Annotated in this window: 9 protein-coding genes; 4 read left to right on the top strand and 5 right to left on the bottom strand. The window is 62.1% G+C overall.

The window, feature by feature from the left end; all coding sequences use genetic code 11:
* Positions 1-69: 69 nt before the first annotated feature.
* The 5 genes from lpdA to SM764_RS14815 all read right to left on the bottom strand — a co-directional run bounded on the left by lpdA (position 70) and on the right by SM764_RS14815 (position 8,689).
* Positions 70-1,464 (bottom strand): dihydrolipoyl dehydrogenase, encoded by a 1,395-nt coding sequence (gene lpdA, locus SM764_RS14835; RefSeq protein ID WP_274837128.1) that lies wholly within the window; start codon positions 1,462-1,464, stop codon positions 70-72.
* A 375-nt stretch (positions 1,465-1,839) separates the two neighbouring features.
* Positions 1,840-2,418 (bottom strand): DUF924 family protein, encoded by a 579-nt coding sequence (locus SM764_RS14830; protein ID WP_369002135.1) that lies wholly within the window; start codon positions 2,416-2,418, stop codon positions 1,840-1,842.
* Positions 2,419-2,557: 139 nt separating this feature from the next.
* On the bottom strand, positions 2,558-3,832 hold the full coding sequence (locus tag SM764_RS14825) for an MFS transporter (RefSeq protein WP_065270385.1): 1,275 nt from the start codon (positions 3,830-3,832) through the stop codon (positions 2,558-2,560).
* Between the two features lie 205 nt (positions 3,833-4,037).
* Positions 4,038-5,108 (bottom strand): tRNA preQ1(34) S-adenosylmethionine ribosyltransferase-isomerase QueA, encoded by a 1,071-nt coding sequence (gene queA, locus SM764_RS14820; protein WP_368946523.1) that lies wholly within the window; start codon positions 5,106-5,108, stop codon positions 4,038-4,040.
* Positions 5,109-5,173: 65 nt separating this feature from the next.
* On the bottom strand, positions 5,174-8,689 hold the full coding sequence (locus tag SM764_RS14815; RefSeq protein WP_369002134.1) for a YhdP family protein: 3,516 nt from the start codon (positions 8,687-8,689) through the stop codon (positions 5,174-5,176).
* A 47-nt stretch (positions 8,690-8,736) separates the two neighbouring features.
* On the opposite strand from SM764_RS14815, the gene SM764_RS14810 reads away from it, so the two are divergent.
* From SM764_RS14810 to SM764_RS14795, 4 genes are all read left to right on the top strand, one after another.
* The gene (locus SM764_RS14810; protein ID WP_274829238.1) at positions 8,737-9,198 is read left to right on the top strand and encodes a peroxiredoxin; all 462 of its coding nucleotides are present in this window, start codon (positions 8,737-8,739) and stop codon (positions 9,196-9,198) included.
* A 178-nt stretch (positions 9,199-9,376) separates the two neighbouring features.
* On the top strand, positions 9,377-10,231 hold the full coding sequence (locus tag SM764_RS14805) for a ferritin-like domain-containing protein (RefSeq protein WP_065270388.1): 855 nt from the start codon (positions 9,377-9,379) through the stop codon (positions 10,229-10,231).
* Positions 10,232-10,446: 215 nt separating this feature from the next.
* Positions 10,447-11,781: a M23 family metallopeptidase gene (locus SM764_RS14800; protein WP_065273469.1), complete on the top strand. Its 1,335-nt coding sequence runs from the start codon at positions 10,447-10,449 to the stop codon at positions 11,779-11,781.
* Positions 11,771-12,307 carry a bactofilin family protein gene (locus SM764_RS14795; protein WP_274866474.1) on the top strand — a complete coding sequence of 179 codons (537 nt, stop codon included), beginning with the start codon at positions 11,771-11,773 and terminating at the stop codon, positions 12,305-12,307. The genes SM764_RS14800 and SM764_RS14795 overlap by 11 nt, the downstream gene beginning before the upstream one ends.
* Positions 12,308-12,314: the final 7 nt, after the last annotated feature.

Raw genomic sequence — 12,314 nt, 5'->3', positions numbered from 1 at the left:
CCGCTCAATAAAAAACCGCCCAAAGCCGCGAATGGCCTTGGGCGGTGCGTGTGTCACATGTCGCAGCGCTTAGAAGTGAATGGTGCGGTCAAAGGCGTTCAGGACGCTTTCATGCATCATCTCGCTCAGCGTCGGATGCGGGAAGACGGTGTTCATCAGGTCTTCCTCGGTGGTTTCCAGCTGGCGGCCCACCACATAGCCCTGAATGAGCTCCGTCACCTCGGCGCCGATCATATGCGCGCCCAGCAGTTCACCCGTCTTGGCGTCAAAGATGGTTTTGACCAGCCCTTCGGGTTCCCCAAGCGCGATGGCCTTGCCATTGCCGACAAAGGGGAAACGACCAACCTTGATGTCGTACCCCAGCTCCTTGGCCTTCGCCTCGCTGTAGCCAACGCTGGCCACCTGTGGATGGCAATAGGTGCAGCCTGCAATGCTTTCGGGTTTGACCGGATGGGCGTGTTTGCCTGCGATCAGCTCTGCCACCATGACGCCTTCGTGGCTGGCCTTATGCGCCAGCCAGGGCGCCCCGGCGATATCCCCGATGGCATAAAGCCCCTCGACGCCGGTGCGGCAGAATTCATCGGTCACCACATGGGTGCGGTCAACGTTGACGCCAAGCGCCTCCAGACCCAGCCCTTCGGTATTGCCAACGATGCCAACGGCCGAGATCACCGTGTCGAATTCCATCTTCTGGACCTTGCCGCCAGCCTCAATATGAGCGGTGACCTTGCCTTTTGCCCGATCCAACTGCTTGACCATGGATTTCTCCATGATCTTCATGCCCTGCTTCTCAAAGGCCTTCTTGGCCATGCCGGAAATCTCGGCATCCTCGACCGGCAGCACCCGGTCCATCACCTCGACCACGGTGGTGTCGGCGCCCAGCGTGTTGAAGAAGCTGGCAAATTCGATGCCGATGGCGCCCGATCCGATGACCAGCAGCTTTTTCGGCATCCGCGGTGCGGTCAGCGCGTGGCGGTAGGTCCAGACCAGATCACCGTCTGCCTCCAGCCCCGGCAGCTCCCGCGCGCGGGCGCCAGTCGCGAGGATGATGTTCTTGGCGGCCAGATCCTCGGTGCCCTTGTCGGTCTTCACCGAGACCTTACCCTTGGCGGGGATCGTCGCCTCGCCCATGATCACGGTGACCTTGTTTTTCTTCAGCAGATGCGCGACGCCCGAAGACAGCTGTTTCGCCACCCCGCGCGAGCGTTTCACCACCGCGTCCAGATCGTAGCCGATGCCATCGGCGCTGAGCCCGAATTCCTTGGCCCGGTGCATCAGGTGGAACACTTCGGAGGAACGCAGCATCGCCTTGGTCGGGATGCAGCCCCAGTTGAGGCAGATGCCGCCCAGGTTCTCACGCTCGATGACCGCGGTCTTGAGCCCCAGCTGGGCCGCGCGGATGGCAGCCACATAGCCGCCGGGGCCTGCGCCGATTACGATCACGTCATAGGTTTGTGCGGCCATGATATCCCTCGCCAAACTGGATCTGAAACTAGTTTACCGTTAAACCAATTTTTTGCACGCTGCAATCTCGCAGTGAGAAAAGCCTTTGGGAACGTGGTTGGCATTTACACCAACCGGCATTCACCGCAGAAACCTGCGCGCCAGAACAACCATAGGCACAGTCCCGGCTACAGGCCACAGAAAATCCCGCTCCAGCGCAGTCATCCCGCGACGACCGTTTCAAGAAGATGTGATCACGGCTGGCCGCATAGAGGGATGGGAAACGGATTGTCTGGCGCCGAAAGCCCGGCACAGAAAAGGCGCTGTCCGACCGGCCAGACAGCGCCTTTAGAATGTCAGTGTCAGGGATGCACCCGGATAGTCGCTCCCCTCGGTTCAGCTGGCTTGCTGGAAGGTTCGGATCGTGGCGCCATAACCGCCGGCTTCGACATAGTCGCGCTCCGGCTCGGTGCTATGGCGCAATAGCGCCTCGTTGCGATAAGGGAAGCGGCCGAATTTGCGGATCACGTCGCGATGGGCGCGCGCGTGCAGCAGATTGGCAGCACCATATTCCGGCATCCGTTCCTTCAGCAGGCGCACACAGCGCTCCTGATCGCACAGGTTTTCCGAATGCATCAGCGGCAGATAAAAGAACTGCCGCGCCGACTCATCGATCTTCAGATCCCATTTCTTGTTCAGCGCGTTCTTGGCCACGGCCAGCGCAATCTCATCCGAGGCAAAGGCCTGACCTTCGCCGCGGAACATGTTGCGCGGGAACTGGTCCATCAGGATGATATAGGCAAGGGTTCCGCTGGGATAGGTCAGCCAAAGCGAGAACTTGCCCTCGCAAGCCTCCTCCCAGGCCTTTCCGAACCGTTTGCGGATGGTCGCGTCCAGATCATCATCCTGCACATACCAGCCCTTTTCTCCGACCTCGTCGAGCCAGAATTCAAGGATTTCTTCGGGGCCAACCATCCCATTTACTCCACATGTGTTGCCTACCCCCAAGTTCAGAGGATTTTACCCCCTCATGGCAAGTCATAGAACCGTCACAAATTGCAACAGGAGCGGCAATTGGTGAAATATTGCTCACGTTTCCTGCAGGTTAGCGCAATCACCCGGCCTCATGCGCGGCTTCCTGCTCTTCCATCTCGGTTTCGATGACGTATTCCTGTGCAAATTCGACCGCCACGGGCGAGCCTGTCGGCGCCATCGGCGCGAAGGTGCCCGAATCCTCGGCTGCGATCGAGGCACGCTGCGTCGTCCGATAAAGCGCGTATGCCGCCAGCGCAAAGGTCAGCACCGCCATGATCAGGAAGAATCCCGGAGGGCCAAAGACGCTTTCGCCCATCAGCCAACCGGTGATCAGTGGCCCGGTAATGGCGCCAAGGCCGTTGATGAAGACCAGACCGCCCGAGGCCGCCGCCATATCGTCGTAATCCAGATAGTCGTTGGTATGGGCGATCAGCAGCGAGTAAAGCGGGTTGGTCATCCCGCCGATAAAAAAGGCCGCCAGCAGCAGCATCCAGAAATTCGCGCCCATCGCCATACCCAGAACCGCCGCCGCGCCACTGAAGGCCGCCGCGAACAGGATCACCACGCGCCGGTCCATGCGGTCGGAAATCCATCCCAGCGGATATTGCAGCACCAGCGCGCCGACATAGAAGGTCGCGACGAACAGCGAAATCTGCGGCAAGGTCAGCCCGGCCGAAGCCGCGTAGACTGCGCTCATCCCGAACTGGGCCGAGAAGACGCCGCCCAGCAGGAACATACCCACGCAGCCCAGAGGCGATGCATCCATCAGCTGGCGCAGGGTCATCGGTTTCGTGGTGTCAAAGGCAGGCGTAGGCGAAATCGACAGCAAAATTGGCGCGAAGGACACCGAAATCACAACCGAGGCGATCACAAAGGTCTCATAGCCCGACGGGTTACCAAGCAGCATCAGCGCCTGCGCCGAGACGATGCCCAGCATCTGCACCAGCATGTAAAGCGACAGCGCCTTGCCGCGGTTGGCATTGTCTGCCGCATTGTTCAGCCAGCTTTCAGCGGTGACATACACGCCGGAAAAGCAAAACCCGATCAGCACCCGCCCGGCCATCCAGGCAAAGGGGTTGGTGATCGCGGGATAAAGAATCATCACGGCAGAAATCAGCGAGGCCAGCGCCGCAAAGACGCGGACATGGCCGACCCGCCGGATCATCTCCGGCGCCATCCGCGAGCCGCCCAGAAAGCCGACGAAATAGGCGGACATGACAAAGGACATCTGCAACGTCGAGAACCCTTCAAGGTCGCCGCGCACCCCAAGAATGGTGCCCTGAAGACCGTTCCCGATCATCAGCATTCCCATCCCCAGAAGCAGCGCCCATGCGCTTGAGAGTACCTGCAGCATTGCCCGTATCCTTTTGCATCCGCCGCCTGCCCCCGGTTTTGGATCCGGCAGGCGGTGTTTCATTTCGCATCTTCCGCCCTTATCTGCGGATGCGGTGTGTGGAAAGAACTATCGCAGATCGCAGAGACGATTTCATCCCGCCGTCACGTTTACAGCGGAATTCTCTGCATTTTCTGAAGGTCTGGCGCTGGCGATCTGGCGGGGCTCAGCTCTGCCGCGATCCCGCGCCAGAGGGTATCAGAAGCGACGCATCGCCATAGGAGAAGAACCGGTAACCGCTGTCGACCGCGTGGGTATAGATCTGCCGCACGGTCTCCTGCCCCATCAGCGCAGAAACCAACATCATCAGGGTGGAGCGCGGCAGGTGGAAATTCGTCATCAGCGCATCGGCAACATGGAAGGTAAAGCCCGGGTAGATGAAAATATCGGTCTCCCCTTCCCATGGCGCGATCGCACCGCTGCGTGCGGCGCTTTCGATCAGACGCAGCGCTGTGGTGCCCACCGGGATGATACGCCCGCCTGCAGCCTTAGTCGCCGCGATCTCGGCGGCAGCTTCGGGGCTGACCCGCCCCCATTCGGCGTGCATCTTGTGGGTGGTCACATCCTCGACCTTGACTGGCAAGAAGGTGCCTGCGCCCACGTGCAGGGTGACATAGCTGAACGCGATCCCGCGATCCTTAAGCGCCTGCAGCAGCGGTGCATCAAAGTGCAGCGAGGCGGTCGGCGCCGCTACGGCGCCGGTGTGGCGCGCCCAGACCGTCTGGTAATCGGTCTTGTCCTGCGCATCCGCCGGGCGTTTGGCAGCAATATAGGGTGGCAGCGGCATGGCGCCTGCCTCGGCCAGGGCCGCCTCGAATTCGTCGCCTTCCAGATTGAACCGCAGGGCGCCCTGCCCGTCGGCAACCCCCTCCAGCACGGCGCTGAAACCATCGGCAAAACGGATCGTCTCGCCCGGTTTTACCTTTTTCAGGGGTTTCAGCAGGGCATTCCAGGTACCGTCTGCGCCCGGCTCCAGCAAGGTGACTTCGATGCGGGCGGAGGTATCGCCTTGCGCACTGCTGCGATGGCGCTGCCCCGACAGGCGCGCTGGAATAACCTTGGTGTCGTTCAATACCAGACGATCGCCGGGCTGGAACCACTCCGGCAGGTCTGAAACCCGCGCATCGGTAATCCGTTCCCCTTCGGCCACCAGAAGACGGGCCGCGCTGCGCGGAGAGGCAGGGCGGGTTGCAATCAGATTCTCGGGGAGATCAAAGTCAAAATCGCTAAGTTTCATGCGGCGGCATATAGGAGCTTTGTGATGCCTTGGCTATGGCAATCTGCGCCAGATTGCCTGTGTACTCAGCGTTCGCCGGCCTGAGGAGCGGTCGGGGCGGCTGGCACCTCTTCGGGCGCCAATGGCCCGCTGGTGGGCGGCGGCGCGGCGGGGGTCTGCCCCGGCACCTCCGGCGCCCGGCCCCGGAACAGCTCGCGGAAGATGCCCGGCGCCAGGCCGGACAAAGGATTGACTTGCACCTTGGGATCATCCGCCGTGCCCCGCAGCCGGTAGGAAAAGCCGATCAACCCTTCGCCCTTGCGGGTCAGGACGCTGCCGATGGCGTTCAGCACATAGATCGGAGAAATTACCCCCCGCATATCCAGTGCCGTGGTCTCGAGATTGTAATTCCCGTCCATCGACAGACCGATCGACGGACCCACTGCACTGCTTTCGTGAACGATCAGATGGGTGGCGCCAAGGCGGAACTTTGCTTCGACTTCCGAAAACTGAATTCCCTGCCCGGCGAGTTCATTGACCAGACCCACCAGGCTGATCGCGTTGACCAGCGCTGCCATGGAGGGCGCGTCCTTCACCCGCGTGTTGCGCACGGTCATGCGGCCATCGTATTCACCCGGCGTGGCTGCAGGCACCAGCGTCATGTCAAAACTGCCGCCCTGACCGTGCCGCAGCACCCCGGCCGAGCGGAAGATCCCGCCGGCATCCTCGGACTTGATCCGCGTCGCCGTGCCGCCCTTGTCCGGGACCACAATACCGCTCAGCGGGGTCTGACCATTCAGCCGCGCGGTGAACTTGCCATTGAAGCCGCCCGCCGTGGAAAACCGCCCCTGAAAGCCATTGAGGGCGATACTGTCAGTCACCTGCAGCCGATCAAGGCTCAAGAGGATCGGTCCGGTGCCGCCCGACCCGGAGCCACTGCTGCCGCTGGAACTGGTAAAAGGCACCCGGCGCATATCGATCACGCCGCCGCCAATACGGATTTCCGGTGCCGCCACCCCGCGCCCGACAAATGTCACCGGTCCGCGCAGCCAGCCATCCAGCGACACCGCGCTAAAGGCCGCTCGGTCCAGCCCGCCATCTTCCCGCGTGGTCACGGTGCCCTCGGCCTTCAACCCCGCAGCCTCGACCCGCAGCCGGTCCACCGAAGGCTGCGCCCGCAGCGTCACCACGAGATCCAGAAGGCCCGTATCCGACTCCGGCTTGCGCCAGCTCAGCGCCGGAATACGCAGACCGATCCCTTCGAGCGCCGAGCGCAGGTTCAACTCGGGTGGCACCCCGGGCGCAAGGCGCAGCACGAATTCGCCCTGACCGGTTCCAAAGACGGACCCCGTTGGCAAGCCGATATTGAACCTCTCCACCACCGCGTTCGAAAGCGCCACCTTACCGGTGACATAGCTGGTCGGATCGGTACCGGGGCCAACCGGCTGGCGCCATGTTGCCGTCAGCGGCACATCCGACAGGGTCGCAGCACCAGAGAGCTGCACGTGGCTTTGATCCCCCGACAGTTCCAGCCGCTCTGCGGCGACCGGATGTCCCGGCACCAGAACCCCGCTACTGACGCCGGTCACGCTGCCCGTGTAGTGATAAAGGATCTCTTCTGGCGGCACGCCCGCGCGCAGGGGCAGCGACAAGGTTCCGCTAACCTGCACCTGGCCCTCTGCCAGCTTCACCGGCAGCCCCGCCTTGGACATGATATTGAGCGGCGGACGTTCGAGCAGCGACAGGCCCGCCGTTACCGCACCCGAGGCCTTGACCCGGACGATCCCCGGCGCGCCGCCTTTGATCGAAGTGTCGGGAATGATGAAAGACGTGCCCGTCACATCCACAGCGCCACCGTCATCGGCGGTCACCGTGCCCCGGCTGGCGATCACCACCAGACGCGTGCCGTGGATGCTGAAATGGCCATCAGCGCCCCGCACCGGCGGCAGATGTTTCTGAAAGCGCGCATCGACCCCGGAAAAGGTGGTATCCAGATGCAGAAACGGCTTTTCCAGCCCGGCGCCACGCAACGCCACATAGGCATCGCGGGCAGTGCCTTGATAAAGGTTATCCCGCACCCATTCGCGCGGTTTCGGCGGCGCCGCTGCTGGCCACAGTTCCTTGATCCGATCCACCGACATCTGATCCACATGACCGTTCAACGCATAGGTCCATCCTGCTTCTTCGGCGGAGACCTTGCCGTCGAGCAGGATGTTCGAATCCCCGTCCTGGATCAAAACCTCGCCCAGGGTCAGGCTGAAGGGTTCCGGCTCCAACCGAAAATCCACCCCAACGCCCGCCAGTTCCAGCGGCTGATCGTACAGGTCGCGCGGGTTGAGGCTGAGGTCGGAAAACTGCAACTGCCCGACCAGTTCCGTGAGCCGCCCGTTCTCGATCCCGCTCAGATGGGCGCGCCCCTCCATCGTACCTGAGACCCAGCCGCTTTCGACTTTCAGCTCATCGAACTGCAGGGCCTGCTGATCAGGGTAGTAGGTGAAATAGCTATGCGCGCTTTGGATCGGCACGGGGCGGGTTTCTTCCGACGGCTGGATCACGCCACGCCCGATTTGCAAGCCCGCGGAAAGGGTCAGCAGCTCGCCTTCGCTGCCCAGGCCACCGCGGAGCGAGCCGGAAATCGGTGCCCGCAGCGCCTGAAGCCAGCCAAGCGCCGGCGCCTGAACCGCGATATCCTCGCTCGCGATCTCTTCGATCAGGAATCCGAATTCGGCTGAGGCATCGCCGATGTCGGATTTGTAGTTGGCCTCAATGGTGCCGACATACTGCCGCCCGCTCAGCACCGAAAAGCCGCCAGACAAGGCCAGTGATCTGCCCTCACGCGCCAGCCGCACGGTGCCGCCGTCCAGTGTCCAGACCCGGTTCAGTCGGCCGTCTTCATAGCGCAGCGTCAAACCTTCGGTCTCAACCTCGGACAGCGCCGCAAGGACCGGGCGTTCAAATTGAGTATCCCAGTGTTCGATCAATTGCGGCAGGTCGGATGCTTCGCGGAACGGCGATCCCGCCTCGGAAAGGCTGAGTTCGAACTTGCCATCCGCGCCGCGCCGCAAAGAGGCAAAAAGCCCGCTGAGCCAGATCTTGCGGGGCTGAAGCTTCCCACTCAGCAAGGGTCGCATCGCCAGCGACACCTGCGCATCCGCCAGCCGGGCCACCGGCGTTCCATCCGCCTGCGCCAGAGATACATCGCGCAGCCCGAGCCGTGGGCGCCAGCCCTTGTTCACCACCAGATGGATTTCCCCAAACTCGATCTGAAGACCACCAAGGCTTTGTTCCAGGCGCGTTTCGACCTTCTGGCGCAGCCATTGCGGCGCATCGATGCGGGTGCCGATCCCGAAATAAACCGCGCCAGCCCCAAGAAAGCATAGCACGGCCACAACGCGCACCACGGTTTTCAGCCGCTGCCAGCGCCGCCGGTCTTTGGGGCGCGCCGCAAGCCCTTCCGCGGCCTCCGCATCAGCGGGACCAGCGACCTGCTCGGCCCGTACAGCCTCCTGCCCGGACACCGCCTGTTCGCCAGCCTCGGGTGCCGCGACTTCCTCCGGCTGATCCGCTGACCTCGCGATCTGTGCTTTTCCTTTGCTCGCCATAGCCTATTTATGGCACCCAATGATGCAAAACCAAGCGGAGACCCCATATGCTCGAACCATCCGATCTCGCCCCGATGTTCACCCTGCCCCGTGACGGCGGCGGTGAAATCTCGCTTGCCGACCTCAAGGGAAGAGCCGTCGTCCTGTTTTTCTATCCGCGAGATGATACCCCGGGCTGCACCAAGGAATCCATTGGATTTTCAGGCGCTTTGCAGGCTTTTGCCGATGCCGGGGTCGAGGTTTATGGGATTTCCAAGGACACCGTCGCCAAACACGACAAATTTGTTGCCAAACATGAGCTGACCACGCCGCTCCTCTCCGATGCCGAAGGCACCACCTGCGAGGATTACGGTGTGTGGAAGGAAAAGAACATGTACGGCAAGAAACACTGGGGCATCGAACGCTCCACCTTTTTGATCGACGCCGAGGGCCGGATCGCGCGGGTCTGGCGCAAGGTCAAGGTGGACGGACATGTTGAGGAGGTTCTGGAGGCCGCAAAGGCACTTTGAAGCCTGTAGAATGATCCACCCGGCGCCGCGCGCGGCGCCGGGCCCAACGGGAGCCGGTCACTTCGCAAGTGACCAACGACGGGCGGGAGGTCCCGGCCTTCGTCACAGACAAATCCGTTGCCATGGCGCGCGCCACAGGGCAGGAACGCGGCGCAGCACGAAACCCGACGGAGGCGAGATGACCGACACCCCCAGTTCTGAGGCCGAACTTTCCCTCGCCGAAATGGCGACAGAAGTTCTGACCACTGCCGACGGCCGCCAGAAAACCGCCCTTTCCCGCCAGCACGCGGCCCGCTGGTTCGCCTATCGTCGCGGTGAGGCACCCGAGATCCCGGTCGGCACCGCCAGCCCGCCACTGCGCCCGGCCCGGCCCGAAAAGCCGGAACTCCTTGATCCCCGCGACGTGCCAAAACGCAAACCCGGCTCCGAGGCGGGCCGTATCGCGCTGCTCCATGCGGTGGCCCATATCGAACTCAACGCGGTCGATCTGCATTGGGATATCATCGCGCGGTTTTCCCATGTGCCGATGCCCATTGGTTTCTTTGACGACTGGGTCAAGGCGGCGGATGAAGAATCCAAGCATTTCAACCTGATGTGCGATTGCCTTGAAGGCCTTGGCAGCCACTACGGCGCCCTTCCGGCCCATGCTGGCATGTGGCGTGCTGCCGAAGACACCGCCGAGGACCTGATGGGCCGTCTTGCTGTGGTGCCGATGGTGCTGGAGGCCCGGGGTCTTGATGTCACCCCCGGCATGATCAAGATTTTCCGCCAGGCAAAGCTGACCCAGGCAGTGGAGGCCTTGGAGGTGATCTACAAGGAAGAAGTTGGCCATGTCGCCTATGGCTCCAAATGGTTCCATTTCCTTTGCGGGCGCGAGAACCTCGATCCCAAGGATGTCTTTCACGATCTGGTCCGAACCTATTTCCACAGCACGCTGAAACCGCCCTTCAACGAGGAAAAACGCGCCGAGGCCGGACTGCCGCCGGATTTCTACTGGCCGCTGACCGACACCGGCGCACAGCCCGCAGGCTGACAAAGCGGCAGGGCGGCGCGTGACCGCCGGCGCCCTGCCGCTACCCGGCAAATTTCCGCCAATATCCTGCCTTGCAGGCACAAATTCCTTACTGATTGGTCAACAGACTTGCCCAATGAAGCCCGGCTGGCTATTCAAATGGGCCATGGCGCCTGGGCTCACAGGGATGTGAGTGGCCCTGCGCCATGCAATTGGGATGGGACAAGGATCAGCGCGTGCGCACACGTCTGACTATTAAAATTCACGCGTTTCTCGAACGGCGCTTCCCCGAACGGCGCGTTTTCCTCAAATCGGATGACGACACCAGATTCATTCGGCTCAGGCCGGAAACACAGCTTATTGCCGTTGCCGGTATCGTTCTGTTTGTCGCCTGGTCGATCATGGCAACAGCCATTGTGCTGATGGACGGGATCGGCGCCGGAAACTTCCGCGAGCAAGCCAAACGTGATCAGATGAACTACCGTGCCCGGCTCAACGCCCTGTCGCTGGAGCGGGACAACCGCGCCGAAGAGGCGCTGGCAGCGCAGCAGCGGTTCAACGCGGCTCTGGCGCAGATTTCCGACATGCAGTCCGAATTGCTCGCCTCCGAAACTCGGCGCCGGGAGCTTGAAACCGGCATCGAAGTCATTCAGGCCACGCTGCGCGACACCATGACCCAGCGGGACAAGGCGCGCGATGCTCTTGCCGAATTGCGCAAGGAAACCGAGGAAGACAGCCCCGTCCAGATGATGGCCGCTGTTGCCCCGGTGCAGATGGAGTTCCTCGCCGACGCGCTGGCAGAGACCGCCGCCGAGCGGGATCAGGTCATGGCAGACGCACAATCGGCGCTCGAGCAGCGGGATTCGCTTGAGATGGAAATCAAGCTGATGGACGAGCGCAACAACCAGATCTTCCGGCAGTTGGAAGAGGCGGTTACCGTTTCCGTAGCGCCGCTGGACAAGATGTTCCGCAGCGCCGGTATGCCGCCGGATCGGATCCTGGAGCAGGTGCGCCGCGGCTATAATGGACAGGGGGGTGGTCCCCTCACCCCTTTAGCCCTATCGACCCGCGGTGAAGAACCCACTGCGGAAGAGCGTCGGGCCAACAGCATTCTCAATGAGTTGGACCAGCTGAACCTTTATCGCATGGCCGCGCAGCAGGCGCCTTTTGCCACGCCGGTGAACCTTGGCCTCGTGCGGCAAAGCTCGGGCTTTGGCTATCGCCGCGACCCTAAGACCGGCGGCCGCCGGCTCCACAAAGGATCGGATTTCGCCGGCCGCACCGGCACAGATATCTACGCCACTGCTGATGGCGTTGTGACCCATGCGGGCTGGCAATCCGGCTATGGCAGGCTGGTCACGATCCGCCATGCCTTTGGTATTGAGACGAAATATGCCCATAACTCAAAACTCCGCGTGAAGGTCGGTCAAAGGGTCTCGCGCGGGGATCACATTGCTGATATGGGTAACACCGGACGGTCCACCGGGACCCACCTTCATTACGAGGTTCGGGTCAACGGAAAACCCGTAAACCCTATGATCTACATCAAGGCTGCGAGAAATGTTTTCTAAGAGCAAAATCAATGAGCCCGGGCCGAAGCAGGCCGAAGCAACTCCGGCGGCTGCAACGCCGAGCGCCCCGCCCTCTGCGCCCGCGAGCGATTACAAGGCCACGCCGCCCAAGGCAAAACCGCCGGCATCCGTGCTCAGCTCCGATCTGCATATCACCGGGAACCTGAAAACCACCGGCGACATCCAGGTTGAAGGCACCGTCGAAGGCGACATTCGCGCGCATCTGCTGACCATCGGCGAAACCGCGACGATCAAGGGTGAAGTCACGGCTGATGACGTGGTGATCAATGGCCGTATCGTGGGTCGCGTGCGCGGCCTGAAGGTCCGCCTGACCTCCACCGCCCGTGTCGAAGGCGATATCATCCACAAGACCATCGCCATCGAGAGCGGCGCCCATTTCGAAGGCTCCGTGCAGCGTCAGGACGATCCGCTGAATCCCGGCGGCAAGAAAGCCGCTCCGGCTGCCGCCGCTCCGGCGCGCCCTGCTACCGCACCGGCAGGCTCGGCCCCCAGCTCCGACAGCTAAAAGTCAC

The sequence above is a fragment of the Pseudophaeobacter sp. 1A16562 genome (assembly GCF_041008785.1).
In the GTDB taxonomy this organism is placed as follows: domain Bacteria; phylum Pseudomonadota; class Alphaproteobacteria; order Rhodobacterales; family Rhodobacteraceae; genus Phycobacter; species Phycobacter gallaeciensis_A.
Note: the sequence above shows the minus strand (reverse complement) of the source record. Positions and strands in the feature narration are given on the sequence as shown.